A 16422-nucleotide genomic window follows, 5' to 3' on the forward strand; every position below is an offset into this window, starting at 1 on the left:
TTGACCGCGATCCGTTTGAGCACACCCGACATCTGCACGAAGGCCCCGCAGTCCTGGGTCGCCTCGACCAGGTTGGCGGCGGTGACCAGCGGGAGCCCGGTGATGGCCGCGAGGTGACGGCGGGCCGACTCGGCGTATCCGGCGGGAGCGTTGAGACCGGTGCCGATCGCGGTCGCACCCAGATTGATCTCATGGATCAACTCCGCCGCTTCCGCGAGCCGGCTGCGGTCCTCCTCGATCATGACGGCGAACGAGGAGAACTCCTGTCCGAGTGTCATGGGCACCGCGTCCTGAAGTTGGGTACGGCCCATTTTGAGCACGGTTCGGAACTGGACTGCCTTGGCCGCAAAGGCGTCCTGCAAGACCGCCATCGCTCTGAGCAAGCCGAACACCGCGAACACCGTCGCGATCTTGACGGCGGTCGGATAGACATCATTGGTCGACTGACCGAGGTTGACATCCTCGTTGGGGTGCAGGAAGCCGTACTCGCCCTTGGCGTGACCCAGCAGCTCCAACGCCCGGTTCGCCACGACCTCGTTGGCGTTCATATTGGTCGAGGTACCGGCACCACCCTGGACGACGTCGACCACGAACTGCTCATGCAACTTGCCCGTGCGGATCTCCCGGCACGCGGCGACGATCGCTGCGGCCTTCGCCGGCTCCAGCAGGCCGAGCTCCTCGTTGGCGAGGGCGGCGGCCTCCTTGACCGCGGCAAGGGCCTCGATCAGATGCGGGTACGCGGAGATCGGCGTACCGGTGATGGGGAAGTTCTCCGTGGCGCGCAGCGTGTGCACACCCCAGTAGGCATCGGCGGGGACGTCCCGGTCGCCGAGCAGATCGTGCTCAATGCGGGTGACGGCGGACATGGGCTGGAGCCCTCTCTCGGGAGGCAGGGTGGGGGCCTCCCGCGCTGCTGCGCGGCAAGGCCCCCGCGGTGTCACCGGTGTCGGCACCTGCTCAGAGCAGGCGGTCCTTCGCCTTGTAATAGGCGCCGCCGAACGGCAGGAACCAGGGTGTGCCGTTGTAGAAGGGGACAGGCACCTTCGGGAATCCGAAGCCCCGCATCGGGTTGGCCTCGGGCCTGCCGTCCATCATCTCGGCGACCGCGCGGCCCATGTAGGTGGCCATCTGGACACCGTGGCCGCAGTAACCCATGGAGTAGTACAGGCCGTTGACCTCGCCCGCGTGCGGAATGCGGTCCCAGGAGAAACCGACCATGCCGCCCCACACGTAGTCGATGCGGACCCCTTCCAGCTGCGGGAAGATCTCGGTCATCTCCCGCTTGAGGATGTCACCGCTCTTGACGTCGGAGGCCGGGTTGGAGGGGGCGAAGCGGGCCCGGCCGCCGAAGGCGAGGCGGTTGTCCGGGGTGAGGCGGACGTAGTGGCCGACGTTCTTGTGGGCGACCAGCAGGCGGCCGTTCGGGATGAGTTCCTTGGCGCGTGCCTCCCCCAGCGGCTCGGTGACGATGATGAAGCTGCCGACGTTGATCAGCCTCTTGCGGAACCACGGCATCGACTGGTCGGTGTAGGCGTCCGTCGCCGCCATGACCTGCTTGGCGCGGATGGTGCCGTGCATGGTCTCCACCAGGAAGCCGCCGCCGGCGAGGCGGGTGAGGCCGGTGGCGGCGTTGCGCTCGTGGATCTCGGCGCCCGCACGCTCGGCGGCGTCCGCCAGGCCGCCGACGAACTTGCCCACGTGCAGGCCCGCGCTGAGCGGGTCGAGCAGGGCACCGTGGTAGTAGTCCGTACCGAGCTCGGCGCGCAGTTCGCTCTTGCTCAGGACGACCGTCTCGTGGCCGAAGTTGTCGGCCAGGTCGCGCTGCTTGGCCCGCAGTCCCTCGAAGTGCCCGGGCTTGCAGACCGCGCCGAGGCGCCCGGAGCGGTTGAAGTCGCAGTCGATGTTCTCGGTCACCGTGAGGTCCTCCACGACGTCGACCGCCTCGCGGAAGGCGTCGTAGAGCTCGCGGGCCCGCTCCTGGCCGTAGCGCTTGCGCGCCTCGGCGGGGCTGATGGTGATGCCCTGGGTGCACATGCTGCCGTTGCGCCCGGAGGCGCCCGAGCCGACCTTGTCCTTCTCGACGAGGACGGTCCGGGCGCCCTTGCGGGCGGTGTGGTAGGCGGTGGACAGCCCGGTGAGGCCGCCGCCGATCACCACCACGTCCGCCTCTTCGGGCAGGTCCTTTCCGGAACGGTCGGGCAGGGCGGGAGCTGTGTCCAGCCAGTAGGGGATCTGCTTCATGGCGTGCGTCCTCTGTGTTTCTCGGTCCTGTGCCGTCGGTCAGCAGCCGAGGAGCTTCGGCAGGCCCGACAGGTCGGGCAGCTCGTCGTAGGGCTGGTAGTCGGCGCTGCCCGGGCGGCCATAGCGGTTGATCCACACGCGGCGCTTCAGGCCGAGGTCGCGGGTCGGGATGTGGTCGTACTCCCAGCCCTGAGCGACGTGGATGACCTGCGAGGGCTCGACGCCCATGGTCTTGTACGCGTGCTCGAAGGTCTGGCGGTCCGGCTTGTAGGCGCCGGCCTGCTGGGCGGTGATGACGTAGTCGAACTCGACGCCGATGTTCTCGACGTTCCGTGCGATCAGGTTGTCGTCCGTGTTGGAGATGATGGCGATCTCGTACTTGGTCTTCAGCGCGCGCAGCGCGTCCGGGACCTCCGGGAAGGGGCCGAAGGTGGGAACGGCCTCGACCAGGGCGTCGCCGTCGGACTCGCGGTACTCCAGACCGTGCAGGCGCATGGCGTTGCGCAGGCTGGAGTGCAGGATCTCGTGGTAGGGGCGGTAGGCCTCCAGAACGGCCTGGAAGCGCATGACGCGGAAGTCGTCGAGGAACTCGTCGACATCCAGGTTGTCCAGGTCGAGCCGGTCCTCGAGGACCTTCAGGGTCGTGGGGGCGAGCTCGAAGTTGATCAGGGTGGCGTAGGCGTCGAAGGTGACGATCTCTCGCATGGTGTTCAGCCTTGGTCTCTCGCGGTTTTCAAGGGGGTGGGGGCTTCAGACGACGCGTTCGCCGGGGGCGACGATCGCGTCGAGTGCGGCCAGGTCGGCCGGGCTCGGTATCCAGTCGGCCGCCGCCGCGTTGGCGGTGACCTGGTGCGGAGTCATGGCGCCGCAGATGACGGAGCCGACGGCCGGCAGGGCCGCCAGTGCGCCGATCGCCACCTGGAGGAGGTTCAGGCCGCGTTCGGCGCCGTACGCGGTGAGCGCCTCGACCTTGTCGAGGGCCGCATCGGTGAGCCAGCCCTGCCGCCAGGACAGCCTGCTGCCGGGCGGGGGCCCCTCGCCGCGCCGGTACTTGCCGCTGAGCAGCCCGTTGGCCAGCGGGTAATACGGCAGCAGACCGACGCCGTGGCGCAGGCAGGCCGGGATCAGGTCCTGCTCCACGCCGCGGTCGAGCAGGTGATAGCGGTCCTGGGTGGACACGAAGGCGTCCGTGACCTGCTCGGCCGGGAGGTTGGAGCAGCCGATGTACCGGATCTTGCCCTCGTGGACCAGCTCCTGGAGCGCGGCGACCGTTTCCTCCAGCGGCGTGACGCCGTCCGGTTCGTGGTACTGGTACAGGTCGATCCGGTCGGTGCCGAGCCTGCGCAGTGACGCCTCCACCGCGTACCGGATGTAGGCGCGGGATCCACGCGGACCGTACAGGTCGGCGTCCCGGCTCATCTCCATGCCGAACTTGGTGGCCAGCACCACGTGGTCCCGGCTGCCCTTGAGCGCGGCACCGAGGAGCCGTTCACCGTCGCCGCGGGAACCGCCCCGTTCACCGGACCCGCCGTACATGTCGGCGGTGTCGAACAGGGTGATCCCGGCGTCGAGCGCGGCGTGGACAACGGCCTTCGTGCCGTCCTCGTCGAGGCGGGCGCCGAAGTTGTTGCCGCCCACGCCGACCACCGAGACGGCCGGGCCGCGCTCTCCGAGCGAGCGGTATCTCATGACCGGTTCCCGAAACCGATGCAGACGTTCTTGGTCTGCAGGTAGCTGGCCAGGCCTTCCAGACCCTTCTCCCGGCCCCAGCCGCTGTGCTTGTAGCCGCCGAAGGGCAATTCGACGCCGGTGCCGACGCCGGTAGCGTTGACATAGACCTGACCGGCCCGGATGCCCTCGGCCATCCGCATCGCCTTGTCGATGTCGCGGGTCCACACGTACGAGGCCAGGCCGTACGGGCTGTCGTTGGCGATCTCCAGTGCCTCGTCCGCGTCGTCGAACTCGATGACCGTGACGACGGGGCCGAAGATCTCCTCGCGGGCGCAACGGGCCTGGTTGTCCAGTCCGGTGAGGACGGTCGGCTGGATGTAGTAGCCGGCGGCCAGTTCGGGGTCGCCGGGGGCGCCTCCGCCGGCCCGTGCCACGGCGCCTTCCTCGCGGGCCAGTTCCAGGTAGCCGAGGACCCGGTCCCGCTGCCGTGCGGCGACGAGGGGGCCGACGTCCGGGTCGCTGAGACCGGGGCCGATGCTGAGGGAGGCGGCGTGCGCGACGAGCTTGTCCAGGAACTCCTCGGCGCCACGCTGGAGCAGCAGCCGGGTGCCGGCCGAGCAGGTCTGCCCGGCGTTGCCGAACGCGGAGGCGGCGACGGCGCCGAGCGCCGCGTCGAAGTCGGCGTCGGCGAAGACGACGACCGGCGACTTGCCGCCCAGTTCCGTGACCGAGGGGACCACATTGGCGGCGGCCGCCTGGGCGACCTTGATGCCGGTCGGCACCGAGCCGGTGAAGGTGACCTGGTCGATGTCCGGGTGGCCGGCGAGGGCCGCGCCGGTCTCGCCGTCGCCGGGGACGACGTTCAGAACGCCCGGCGGGAGACCGCACTCCAGGGCGATCCTGCCGATCTCCAGCGGGGTCAGCGGCGCCTCGGGGGACGGCTTGAGCACCACCGTGCAGCCGGCGGCGAGCGCCGGGGCGGAGCCCCTCGCGGTGTTCTGGAGGGGGTAGTTGAACGGGATGATGTGGCCGGAGACGCCGATCGGCTCGCGGACGGTGTAGTCGAGCAGGCCGGGGCCGAGCGGGATCGTCGAACCGCCGAGCTTGTCGGCGACGCCCGCGTAGAACTCGAAGTAGCGGGCGGCCGCTTCGACATCGGCCTTGGCCTGGCGGAGCGGCTTGCCGACGTCCTGGCTCTCCAGGCGGGCCAGACGTTCGCCCTGGTAGCGGATGGCCTCCGCGATCCGGTACAGGATGCGCCCCCGGTCGGCGGCACGCATTCCGGCCCATTCGGGAGCGGTGAGGGCCGCGCGCGCAGCGGCCACCGCCTGGTCCACGTCCGCCTTGCCGGCCAGCGCCACCTGGGCGATGGCCGTGTCGTTCGACGGGTCGAGGACGGTGAAGGAGCGTCCGGCGGCGGCGGGGACGTGCTTGCCGTCGATCAGCAGCTCGGTCAGCCGCAGTTCGTCGCTCATGGCTGGATCTCCCCCAGCACCTCGCCGAAGATGACGACCTCGTCGCCCGGGCGGACCGTGCGGATCCTGCGGACCCAGAGCACGATGCCGTCCTGCGGCGCGCTGACCTCTTCCAGCGTGTTGCCGTAGTGGTCGGTGATGGTGGCGATCAGGTCGCCTTCCTTGCAGGTCTCCCCCGGCTCGGCGCGGGCGACGAAGAAGCCGCCGGAGGCGGAGCGGGCGAAGGTGCCGGAGACCGTCGTGTAGGTGTCCCGCAACTCTGCCTCGCCGTCGATCATGCCGAGGCTGCGCAGGATGTTGCGGATCGAGTTCATGTGGTGCTCGACGTTGGTCTCGCGGTAGGTGGCGCCGCCGCACTCGATGGTGATGGCGGGCTTGCCGGCCTCGAGGACGGGGTGGCGGACCGTGCCGCCCCACTTGCCGCCCTTCCAGACCAGCTCGTGCCCGGCGGCCAGGGCCAGGTCCGTCGCCAGGTTCTCGTAGCCGCCCTGGAGGATGACGAGGGGGGCGATCTCGCCGTAGGCGCCGCCGGTGTGCAGGTCGACCACGGCGTCGACGGCCGGCACGACCTGCTCTACGAAGGTGGCGGCCAGGCGCTGCGAGTACGAGCCCTCGGCATCGCCCGGGAAGATGCGGTTGAGGTTGAGGTGGTCGATGCCGCTGGCGCGGGCGGCCGCCTCGAAGGCCGGGGTGTTCAGGCAGGGGATACCGACGACGGTGCCGCGCAGGGTGGCCGGGTCGAGCTCGGCGAGGACGCGTCGGATGGCCTCCTGGCCGTCGTACTCGTCGCCGTGCACGCCCGCGTCCACACACAGGACCGGGCCCTCCTGGACGCCGTTGACGACGATCAGCGGAATGCCGAGCTCCACGCCGTAGCTGCTGGTGCCGACGGGGATGAGGCCGTGGGCGCGCTCGCCGGGTGCGACGGTCAGCGGACCGATGGAGTACATGTGGTTCCTTCCCAATACGTGGATCAGATGCGGGACGACGCCTCGGCGAGGGTGCCGGCGATGATCGCGGCGATGCGGTCGAGGACGCCGCGGTCGCTGATCAGCGGGGGCGCGATCTGGACCAGCGGCGCGGAGCGGTTGTAGACGCGGGCCAGCAGGCCGGCCTCGCGCAGCCGGCGCGGGATCAGGTCGCCGATCAGCTCGGTTCGGGCCTTGGCGCTGAAAGCGCCGTCGTCGAGGTCGCCGGTGAGTTCGCAGGAGTAGAAGAACCCGGTGCCGCGGACGTCGCCGACGATCGGCAGGTCCTTGAGGGCCGCCATGCGCTTGGCCAGCTCGCCCTGGAGACCGCGGACGTTGTCCAGGATGCGGTCCCGCTCCATGATCTCCAGGTTGCGCAGGGCGATGGCCGTGCTCAGCGGGTGCCCGGCAAAGGTGTAGCCGTGGTTGAGGACCGCACCGGGCCGGTTGATGACCTCCGTGACCTTGGTACCGACCAGGGTCGCACCCAGGGGGGCGTATCCGGCGGTGATGCCCTTGGCGACGGTGATCATGTCCGGGCGGGCGCCGTAGCGGTCCCCGCCGAACCACTCGCCGATCCGGCCGAAGGCCGTGATGACCTCGTCGGCGACGAGCAGGAAGCCGTACCGGTCGGCCAGGGCCCGCAACCCCTGCCAGTAACCCTCGGGCGGGGTGATGCAACCGCCCCGGTTCTGCACCGGCTCGGCGATGAGCATCGCGACGGTCTCGGGGCCCTCGGTCAGGATCGCGGCCTCCAACTCCGCGAGCAGCCATGCCGTGTACACCTCGTCGTCCGCGAACTCCGGTGCGAGGCCGCAGCGGTTGGTGTTCGACACGAACCGGGTGCCGATCGCCGGCGGACCGTACGGCTCCGTGAGGCCGGGGTCGTCGTTGAACGACAGGGTGCCGATGGTCAGGCCGTGGTAGGCGCCGCGCCGGGCGATCGCCTTGGTGCGGCCCGGCTCGCCGCGCAGGGCGTGGTAGCGGCGGGCTATCTTCCAGGCGGTCTCGACGGCTTCGGCGCCACCGCTCGAGAAGAAGGTGTGCTCGATGTCGACGGGGGCGATGCGGGACAGTCGCTCGGCGAGTTCGATGGCCGAGGGGTGCGCGGACCCTGTCCACAGCGGGCTGTAGCACAGCTCGCGCAGTTGCCGTTCGGCTGCCTCGGCGAACTCGCCGCCGTAGGAGTAACCGAGCTGGCAGCAGTACAGCCCCGACAGGCCGTCGATGTAGCGCCTGCCGTCCGCGTCCTCGACGTACGGGCCCTCCCCTCGCTGGACGACGAGGAGGTCTTCACCCTCGTCGCCGAGCGATCCGTTGGCGGTCATGTGCAGCAGCAGGTGCCGCTGAGCGGTGGCCACGGTCAGCTGAGCGGAGGCGGTGGTCATACGGCCTCGCCTCCCGGGTTGGCGACACCGACCGTGTTCTCGACCGACAGCAGGGATTCCTGCCGTCCGGAGCCGATCCAGCGCACCAGGGCCACCAGGCCCAGGGCGAGGATCGCGAAGGCGATGAGGATCGCGCTGACCGCGGTCACGCTGGGGTCGATCTCGAAGGTCAGGGAGTTGTAGACCTGCACCGGCAGGGTGACGGTGTCGACCGAGGACAGGAACTGGGAGATGTAGAACTCGTCGAAGCTGGTGATGAAGGAGAAGATCGCCGCCGCGATCATGCCCGGGGCAGCGAGCGGGAAAGTGATCTTCCGGGCGATGGTGAGGCGGCCGGCGCCCATGCTGGCCGCTGCGTCTTCGAGGCGTTCGTCGATCCCGCGCAGGGTCGCGATCAGGATCAGCACCGCGATCGGTGAGGCCAGCACCGTGTGGCCCAGCGCGATGGCGATCGGGCTGCCCAGCATCGCGGCGGGCTCGAAGAACAGGAACAACCCCAGCGCGGTGACGATCTGCGGAATGACCAGCGGTCCCAGGACCAGGGCGAACACCGCGGAGCGCAGCGGCAGTTCACTGCGGACCAGGGCGGTCGCCGCGGTGACCCCGATGATCAGGGAGAACACGGTGCTCAGCGCGGCGATCAGGGCGGACAGGGACAGTGCGGCGGGCCATTTGCTGCCGTCGGCGAACAGGGCCTTGTACCAGTTCAGCGTCCACGTCTCCGGAGGGAAGGAGGCGAAGGCGTTGTTGCTGAAGGAGGTGACCAGGATGACGACGATCGGCAGCGCCAGGAACAGCAGGATCACGGTGGCGACCGCGGTGAGAGCGATGCGGCCGGCGAGGGACTTGCGCAGTTCCATCATGTCGCGCTCCTCTTCTTACGGCTGGCACCGAGCGAGGTCACGACCTTGACCAGCAGCAGTCCGGCCAGGGTGAGCACCAGCAGGATCACGCCCTGCGCGGCCGCCCCGTTCCACTGGTTCTCCTTGGTGACCTGCTGGTTGATGAGGGTGGCGATCATCGTCTGGTCGGGGCCGCCCATCAGGGCCGGGGTGATGTAGTAGCCCAGCGACAGGATGAAGCTGAGCAGTCCGGCACTGGCCAGGCCGGGGGCGACCAGCGGCAGATAGATACGCCGGAAGATGGTCACCTTGCCCGCGCCCATGCTGGACGCGGCCGCCAGCAGACGCCGGTCCACCCCGCGCATCACCCCGTACAGGAGCAGCACGGTGTAGGGGAGCATCATGGAGGTGGTGCCGATGACCACACCCAGCTCGTTGTAGAGCAGCTGGAACGGCGCCCCGGGAACCGACATGCTGGTGAGGGTCTCGTTCACCAGGCCCTTGTCACCGAGCATGATGATCCAGCCGTAGGTGCGCACCAGCGCTGAGACGAAGTGCGGGACGACCACGACCAGCATCGCCAGGCCCGCCAGAATGGGCTTCAGCCGCGTGATGGCCTGGGCCAGAACGAACCCGAACACCAGGCTCAACACGGCCGTCTCGGCGGAGATGCGCAGCGTGGTGAGCAGCACCGACAGGTTCACGCCCGTCAGCGCGTCGGCGTACCAGTGCAGCGTGAACGAGCCGTCGGCGTCCTTCAGGCTCAGCAGCAGGGTGGAAAAGATCGGGTAGACGAACAGCACCAGCAGATACACGACGACGGGGAGCGCGTACAGGATCCCGACGCGGGTCCGGCGCGAAGCCAGGCGTTTGCGGGGGCGGGCGGGAGCGCCCGCGGTGAGGGTGGCTGCCATGACTCACCCCGCCTGTTCGTCGGCGAAGAGGTTGACGTCGTCCGCATCGGCGGTGATCCCGACCCGCTCGCCTGCGACCGGGCCCCGGCCTGCCGGCACCTCCAGGCGCAGCAGCGGCCCCTGACCGCCGTCGATCCGCACCCCCGCGCGCACAAGGGTGCCCACATAGGTGGCGGTCTCGACCGTGCCGGTACAGAACCCCTCATCGGCGGCACAGGCCCGCAGCCGGCCCGGCTGCACAGCGACCTTCACGTCGGTGCCGGAGGGCAGATCGTGGCGGCGGGCCTTGAGCAGAGTGCCGGACTGGGTAAGGCGGACGAGGGTGTTCTCGCCGTCGTGCTGCTCGATGCGGCCGGGCAGGAAGTTGGCCGCGCCGAGGAAGTCCGCCACGAAAGGCGTCCTGGGCCGCTCGAACAGCTCCCTCGGGGTGTCGAACTGCTCGATCAGACCGTTGCGCATCACCGCGATGCGGTCCGACATCACCAGCGCCTCTTCCTGATCGTGCGTCACATAGATGACGGTCAGGCCGAGTTCCTGCTGAATGGTCTTGATCTCCACCTGGAGCTGATCGCGCAGCTTCTTGTCCAGGGCGCCCAGCGGCTCGTCCATGAGGATGACCGGAGGGCGGTAGACCAGGGCCCGGCACAGGGCGACCCGCTGCTGCTGACCGCCGGACAGCTCACGCGGCTTACGGCCGCCGAAGCGGGACAGGCCGGCGATCTCCAGGGTTTCCCCGACCCGGCGGCGGATCTCGTCTTTGGGCACGCCGCGCAGGGTGAGCGGGAAGGCGACGTTCTCCTGCACGGTCATGTGCGGGAAGAGGAGGTACTGCTGGAAAACGAAGCCGAGGTTGCGCTTCTGCGGGGCGAGGCGGGTGACGTCGCGGCCGCCGACGGTGATGGTGCCGGAGTCGGGTTCGCAGAATCCGGCGATCATCATCAGCGTCGTGGTCTTGCCCGACCCGGAGGAGCCGAGGAAGGTGACGAACTCCCCGGCCGCGATCTCCATCGACGCCTCGTCGACGGCGACCACGTCCCCATAGGTCTTGCGCAATGCCACTACCGACAGCGCCTTGCCGGTCGCGGTGGCCGGCTTGTCACCGGCCACCTTCACCGACGGTGCGGCGATACCGAATTCAGCCACGAGCCCACTCCAACCAGCGCTTGGTGACGGCCGATTCGTTCTTCAGCCACCAGTCGATGTCCGTGTCGAAACCCTTGTCGTAGTACTTCGGCGCACCGGCCAGCGCGTTGCGCTCGTCCTCGGTGAGCTTGGCGTAGGCCAGCGGGGACGACGGGTTCGACGGGAACGCCTTGGCCAGGGCGGCCTGGCTCTCCGCGCGCAGCGAGAAGTCCATCAACTGGTAGGCGTTGTCCGCATTGGCCGCGCCCTTGGCGATGGCATAGCCCTGGAACTGCCGGCGCATACCGTTGAGCTGCCTGGTGACCGGGACGCCCTGCTTCTGCAGATCGGCGATCCGGCCGTCCCAGACGGTGGACATCGTCACTTCCTGGCGGCTGAGCAGCACACCGGGGAGCGGGCCGCTGTCCCAGAACTTCTTGATGTCGCCCCGCAGCCGGGTCAGCACCTTGAAGGCCCGGTCCACATCCAGCGGGTACAGCTTGTCCATCGGCACGCCGTCGGCCAGCAGCGCGAACTCCAGCTCCGGCAGGTCACCGTCCGGGTTGCACATCGAACGGCCGCCCTGGAACGCCTTGGTGTCCCAGAAGTCCGCCCATGACTCCGGCTTCTTACCCCCGAAGGCATCCGTCCGGTAGGCCATACAGGCGCCGTAGAAGCTGCTGCCGACGGCATGGTCGGTGATCTGGTTCTCGGGGATCTTCGCGCTCTTCACGCTCTTGATCCGGTCGAGGTCCAGCCTCTCCAGGGCGTCCTGGGCAACGTACTTGGTGTGCGACATCATCGAGTTGTTGATGAGGTCGCACTGCGGGCGGCCCTGCTTGATCTGCGCCAGCAGCGGGGCGTCGTCCAGGTTCAGCACCTTCACCTGGATGCCGGTCTCCTGGGTGAACGGCGTGTAGATCGCCTTCTGCAGGGCAGCGCCGTAAGAACCGCCACTGTCACGGACGACCACCGTCTTGCCGCCGCCCTTGCCCCCACCGGAGGCCACACGGCTGGTGCCGGTGCCGCATGCGGAGAGGGCGGTCGCGGCGGCGACACCCGCAGTGACCCCGCCTATTCCTCGCAGGAACAGTCTGCGGTCGATTCGGGCATCTTTCATCGTGTGCCTCCTGGGTGGTGCCGGCCGTGAGAAGGGGAACGGCTGGGGACGTGGAAGGGGGTATGGGGGGCGGCTGGAAAGGGGGGTCTAGGGGCGGGGGTGCGCCTCGTCTGAGCCGGCGCCCAGACCGGGCGCCCGGAAGGTGTCGGCCCGCGCGGCCGTGTCGGGGTCCCAGGGGACGGCGAGGGCGGCGAGTTCTGCCCCGGTGGCGACGGTGAGGGCGTGCATGCCGTAGAAGATCCGTCCGTCGGCCGGGGCGTGGACGGTGTGCTCCGTGCCGTCGTTCGGGTCGACGATGCGGCCGAGGAGGTCGCCCGCGGTGACTTCGCCGATGACGTCGGCATCGAAGGAGAACTCGGGGTACCACAGGCCGGCGGCCTCGGCGGTGACGCCGGCGGACCAGACCCACTCGCGGATCGGTGCCGGGGCGGAACCGTCCTGGTCGAGGACGCCAAGATGGCGCAGTGCCTTCAGCAGGCCGTCGACGCGGCGGAGGGCGGTGGCCTCGTCCCGCCGGCCGAGCTGGCCCACCTCCACCAGGACCGCCGAGACGCCCCGGCGGGCGGCGGCGGCGTGGCTGTTGCCGCCCTCGGGCGTCAGCCCGAGGATGACGTCCTGGATGCCGAAGGAGCCTGCCAGTTCGGCCGTCGCCTTGTCCAGGTCCGGGTCACCGGTGAGGCGGTAGCCGACGAAGTCCCGCAGGACCTGGTCGATGCCCCCGCAGTGCAGGTCGATGTAGACGTCGGCGGCGTCGACGAGGTGCGTGAAGAGCCAGGCGGCCAGCCGTTCGGTGGGGCCGCCGGCCGGGTCGCCGGGGAAGACACGGTTGAGGTTCACACCGTCGACCGGGGAGACGTTGAGCCGGCCCTGGTACACCGCGGGAGGGTTGGCGACCGGACAGACGATCACCTGCCCGCTCACCTCGCCGGGCTCCAGCAGGTCCGCCAGGCGCACGGCGGCTTCGATGGGCGTGAACTCGCCACCGTGCACACCGGCGGTGATGACGACCCGGGGACCCGGGCGGGTTCCATTGACCAGGGTCACCGGGATGTCCGCGGCGAGGGTGCCGAGATCGGCCTGGACGGTGCCGTGCGCCTTGGTGCCGGGCAGGGCCTGTAGGGGGCCGACGCGGAGGGTGGCGTCCTGCATGGTCATGCCTCCGTACGGCCGACGGTGGACAGGAAGTGGATGGGCTGGGGCGAGGCGCCGTCCAGTGCGAGGTCCGCGGCGATGTCGCCGAAGGCGGGCGAGAGTTTGAAGCCGTGCCCGGAGAATCCGGCGAGGAGGATGACGTTTTCGGCGCCGGGCAGCGGGCCGACCAGGGGGCGGCTGCTCTCGGTGTAACCCTCCATGTAGACGGAGAGGCGGGTGGGGTCCGGGTGCAGGTCGGGCAGGTACCGCCCGATCAGCTCGGAGAAGACCTCCAGCTCGTCCGGGCGCACGGTGCGGTCCAGTTGGTTGGGGTCGTCGGCGAGCCGGTGCAGCGCGCGGGACAGTCCGAGCTTGACCGAGATGCCGTCCGGGGAGGGCAGGCCGTAGCAGTGGGTGGGTGCCGTACGGATGAACGCCGGGCGCTCCTCGCCGAACCAGGCGTCGGGGGCGGTGGGCACGTACCAGGCGCTGACGAGGCGGCGGACTTCCACCTCCCAGGGCAGGTCGGGCAGCAGGTCGTTGACCCAGGGACCGGGCGTGACGACGGCGGTGTCGAAGTGCTCGCTGCCGGAGTCGGTGCGGATCTCCACACCGCCGGCGACAGGGACGATCTCGCGCACGGTGCTGTAGCGGTGGATCACGGCGCCCAGCTGCTCGGCGCGGCGGGCGGCGGTCTGGATCGTCAGCTCCGGGCGGATGAACCCGGCGCGGCGGTCGAGTACGGCCGCGTCGCCGTCCTCGATGCGGTACTGCGGAAAGCGCTTGGCGAGCGTCTCGGCGTCCAGTACCTCGTGGTCGAGGTCGTGCTCGGCGATGGATTCGAGGACCGTGGCCATCTGCTGGTGCTCGGTCGGCCCCATGAGCAGGCATCCGGTCAGGCGGCGCAGCTCGCGGCCGGTCTCCTGCTGGAGCTGTTCCCAGAGGGCGTCCGCGTGCTTGAGGAGCGGGACGTACCGGGAGTCCTCGAAGTGCGCGCTGCGGAAGATCCGGGACTCGCCGCCGGCGGCACTGCGGTCGTGGCCGGGTGCGTAGCGGTCGTACCCGACGACGTCTGCGCCGCGGGCCGCCAGCCGCCAGGCGGCCTGGCTGCCCATCGTTCCGACGCCGATCACCGCGACGCGCTTCCTGGCAGCTGACACAGGACTTTCCTTTCGTATCGCCGAGGCGCATGCTGAGCCTTCGACGTGAGGCTGTTCGATTCGAGATGATTTGGGCGGGAGCCAGGCCCTCCTCGTGGACCTGCGGCTCGCGACCGCCGCGTCTCGCAGTCCGGCTCACTTCCGGGGGACCCCGAGGCCGTGCCACAATGTGGAATGCTGTGCTAGAATCTGGCACAGAGAATGACAGCGGCTTCAGCGAGGAGTCAAGAGGGTGTCCAGCAGAATTTTCGAGGATTAACAGGGGGAAACCGGATGGAAATGAAGAGCGTCACCAGGTCGCTTCGCATCCTGGAGGCGGTCGCTCAGCATCAGCCCGTGACCGTAGGGGAGTTGACGAAGCTCTTCGGGCTGCCGAAGTCCACCGTGCAGCGCACGTTGGTCACGTTGGCGGAGGCCGGCTGGCTGCGCGCCAACCGCAAGGACACCACCCGCTGGGAGATCGGCGCCCGCGTCCTGGCCGTGCGGCCCGCCGCACTGCAGGGCTCCAGCCTGTTCGCCGCCGCCCGTGAACCCATGGTTCGCCTTCGCGACGCGGTGAACGAGACCATCCACCTGTCGGTGCCGGACGCCCTGCAGTGCATGGTCGTGGTGGACCGCGTCGACTGCGACCACGCCGTACGCACCTTCCACACGATCGGCGACACCTCGCCTCTGCACGCCACGGCCGTCGGGCGCGCCGTTCTCGCCCACCTTCCGGCGGGGGACGTCGACGACCTCATCGCGGCGGGGCTGGAGCGGTTCAGCGACACGACGCCCGTCGAGCCCGGCGAGCTGCGCGCCGAGCTGGACCGGATCCGCGTCGACGGCTACGCGGTCAACCGCAACCAGTTCCGTCCGGGCGTCTGCGCCGTCGCCGCCGCCGTACTCGACGAGGACGGAACCCCGCTGGCGGCGGTGGCCGTCTCCATGCCCGAGGCGCGGTACGACGGCGAGCGGGCACCCAAGTGGGGCCGCCTCGTCGCAGACACGGCCGCGGAGATCTCACAGCGCCGCCTGGGTGCCTGAACGGCAGACGACCACCGCAAGCAGTCGCCCGAGGGCCGGCCTCGCACGCGTCAGTGCGCGAGGCCGGCCCTCAGCCTTGTGTCACGGAGCCACCTCCATCTCACCTTGTTCCACATCGTGGCACGCTATGCTGGAGTCCGGCACGGATCGTGGCCCTGACTCCGTGCTGGGGTCAAGAGGCAATGAGAACCAGGGGTCCACAGGTCTGAGGGGGTATCGCATGGAAATGAAGAGCGTCACCAGGTCGCTCCGGGTGCTGGAGGCAGTCGCCAGACATCAACCCGTGACCGTCGGGGAGTTGACGAAGATCTTCGGGCTGCCGAAGTCCACCGTGCAGCGCACCCTGGTCACCCTCAGCGAGGCGGGCTGGCTGCGGGCGAACCGCGAGGACACCACCCGCTGGGAGGTCGGCGCCCGCGTCCTGGCCGTACGGCCCGCCGCACTCCAGGGCTCCAGCCTGTTCGCCGCCGCCCGTGAACCCATGATCCGGCTCCGCGACGCGGTGAACGAGACCATCCACCTGTCGGTACCGGACGCCCCGCACGGCATGGTCGTCGTCGACCGCGTCGACTGCGACCACGCCGTACGCACCTTCCACGCCATCGGCGACACCTCACCCCTGCACGCCACAGCCGCCGGGAACGCCGTCCTGGCCCATCTGGGGAAGTCCGAGATGGAGGAGGTCGCCGCGGGGACGTTGGAGGGTTACGGCGAGGAGACCATCACCGACCCGGGGCAACTGCGCGCGGAGCTCCGCCGTGTGAGAGAGCGTGGCTACGCCGTCAACCGCAACCAGTACCTGCAGGGTGTCTGCGCGATAGCGGCACCCGTGCTCGACGGCGAGGGCACACCGCTGGCCGCCCTGTCCGCCTCCCTGCCCGACTCCCGCTTCGAGCCCGGCCGGCTGCCCGAGCTGGGCCGCCTGGTCGCCGAGACGGCTGCGGAGATCACCGCCCGGCACCTGGCCTGACGACGGTCCCGGCGTCACTTCACGATCACGTAGATCTTGCGCACGGTTTCGATGGTCTTCCAGACCCCGACGAAGCCCGGCTTCATGACAAAACTGTCGCCCGCCTTGTAGACCACCGGCTCGCCGCCTTCGGGTGTGATCTCGACGGTGCCGGCGAGGATGTGGCAGAACTCGAAGGTCTCGCCTTTGATCGAGCGCGTCTCGCCGGGCGTCGCTTCCCAGACTCCCGTATGGATCATCTCCCCGCGGGCGATGTCCTGGGGCCAGGTCATGAACGCGGGGTCGCCCGACACCAGACGTTCCGGGAGCGGGCCGGACCTGTGCGGCGCGAAGGAGGGATCGGTGTCGATGGTCTTCAGGAGCGACATGCAATTCCTTTGCTGGACTCGGGAAA

Annotated in this window: 16 protein-coding genes; 2 read left to right on the forward strand and 14 right to left on the reverse strand. The window is 69.5% G+C overall.

Features of this window, described 5'->3' with window-relative positions:
* From HNR57_RS36705 to solA, 13 genes are all read right to left on the reverse strand, one after another.
* The coding region (locus HNR57_RS36705; protein WP_246555348.1) for a lyase family protein at positions 1-866 on the reverse strand (866 nt) is incomplete at its 3' end.
* A 91-nt stretch (positions 867-957) separates the two neighbouring features.
* Positions 958-2241, reverse strand: coding sequence for an NAD(P)/FAD-dependent oxidoreductase (locus HNR57_RS36710; RefSeq protein ID WP_184567331.1), 1284 nt, complete (start codon positions 2239-2241; stop codon positions 958-960).
* 39 nt (positions 2242-2280) lie between these two features.
* Positions 2281-2946 carry a haloacid dehalogenase type II gene (locus HNR57_RS36715; RefSeq protein WP_184567333.1) on the reverse strand — a complete coding sequence of 222 codons (666 nt, stop codon included), beginning with the start codon at positions 2944-2946 and terminating at the stop codon, positions 2281-2283.
* A 45-nt stretch (positions 2947-2991) separates the two neighbouring features.
* Positions 2992-3930, reverse strand: a complete 939-nt coding sequence (locus tag HNR57_RS36720) for an aldo/keto reductase (protein ID WP_184567335.1) — start codon at positions 3928-3930, stop codon at positions 2992-2994.
* Positions 3927-5387: an aldehyde dehydrogenase family protein gene (locus HNR57_RS36725; RefSeq protein ID WP_184567338.1), complete on the reverse strand. Its 1461-nt coding sequence runs from the start codon at positions 5385-5387 to the stop codon at positions 3927-3929. The genes HNR57_RS36720 and HNR57_RS36725 overlap by 4 nt, the downstream gene beginning before the upstream one ends.
* Positions 5384-6337 (reverse strand): succinylglutamate desuccinylase/aspartoacylase family protein, encoded by a 954-nt coding sequence (locus HNR57_RS36730; protein ID WP_184567339.1) that lies wholly within the window; start codon positions 6335-6337, stop codon positions 5384-5386. The genes HNR57_RS36725 and HNR57_RS36730 overlap by 4 nt, the downstream gene beginning before the upstream one ends.
* 23 nt (positions 6338-6360) lie before the next feature.
* Positions 6361-7743: an aminotransferase class III-fold pyridoxal phosphate-dependent enzyme gene (locus HNR57_RS36735; RefSeq protein WP_184567341.1), complete on the reverse strand. Its 1383-nt coding sequence runs from the start codon at positions 7741-7743 to the stop codon at positions 6361-6363.
* Positions 7740-8606, reverse strand: coding sequence for an ABC transporter permease (locus tag HNR57_RS36740; protein WP_184567343.1), 867 nt, complete (start codon positions 8604-8606; stop codon positions 7740-7742). The genes HNR57_RS36735 and HNR57_RS36740 overlap by 4 nt, the downstream gene beginning before the upstream one ends.
* The gene (locus tag HNR57_RS36745) at positions 8603-9499 is read right to left on the reverse strand and encodes an ABC transporter permease (protein ID WP_184567345.1); all 897 of its coding nucleotides are present in this window, start codon (positions 9497-9499) and stop codon (positions 8603-8605) included. The genes HNR57_RS36740 and HNR57_RS36745 overlap by 4 nt, the downstream gene beginning before the upstream one ends.
* Before the next feature lie 3 nt (positions 9500-9502).
* Positions 9503-10642, reverse strand: coding sequence for an ABC transporter ATP-binding protein (locus HNR57_RS36750; protein ID WP_184567347.1), 1140 nt, complete (start codon positions 10640-10642; stop codon positions 9503-9505).
* Entirely contained in the window at positions 10635-11741 is a 1107-nt protein-coding gene (locus HNR57_RS36755) for an ABC transporter substrate-binding protein (protein WP_184567348.1), read from the reverse strand. The genes HNR57_RS36750 and HNR57_RS36755 overlap by 8 nt, the downstream gene beginning before the upstream one ends.
* Positions 11742-11828: 87 nt before the next feature.
* A complete protein-coding gene (locus HNR57_RS36760) occupies positions 11829-12896 on the reverse strand; it encodes a succinylglutamate desuccinylase/aspartoacylase family protein (RefSeq protein ID WP_184567351.1) in 1068 nt (355 codons plus the stop codon).
* Complete coding sequence (gene solA, locus HNR57_RS36765) at positions 12893-14032, reverse strand: N-methyl-L-tryptophan oxidase (RefSeq protein ID WP_184567353.1); 1140 nt, start codon at positions 14030-14032, stop codon at positions 12893-12895. Before solA ends, HNR57_RS36760 begins: the two co-directional genes overlap by 4 nt.
* Before the next feature lie 279 nt (positions 14033-14311).
* On the opposite strand from solA, the gene HNR57_RS36770 reads away from it, so the two are divergent.
* Both HNR57_RS36770 and HNR57_RS36775 read left to right on the forward strand, forming a co-directional pair.
* Positions 14312-15058: an IclR family transcriptional regulator gene (locus HNR57_RS36770; RefSeq protein WP_184567504.1), complete on the forward strand. Its 747-nt coding sequence runs from the start codon at positions 14312-14314 to the stop codon at positions 15056-15058.
* Between the two features lie 226 nt (positions 15059-15284).
* Positions 15285-16028: an IclR family transcriptional regulator gene (locus tag HNR57_RS36775; RefSeq protein WP_184567506.1), complete on the forward strand. Its 744-nt coding sequence runs from the start codon at positions 15285-15287 to the stop codon at positions 16026-16028.
* Between the two features lie 14 nt (positions 16029-16042).
* Here the strand turns inward: HNR57_RS36775 and HNR57_RS36780 are convergent, their stop codons facing one another.
* Complete coding sequence (locus HNR57_RS36780; RefSeq protein WP_184567355.1) at positions 16043-16396, reverse strand: cupin domain-containing protein; 354 nt, start codon at positions 16394-16396, stop codon at positions 16043-16045.
* Between the last annotated feature and the right edge of the window lie 26 nt (positions 16397-16422).

This window comes from Streptomyces paradoxus, from assembly GCF_014202475.1.
GTDB classification, from domain to species: Bacteria; Actinomycetota; Actinomycetes; order Streptomycetales; family Streptomycetaceae; genus Streptomyces; species Streptomyces paradoxus.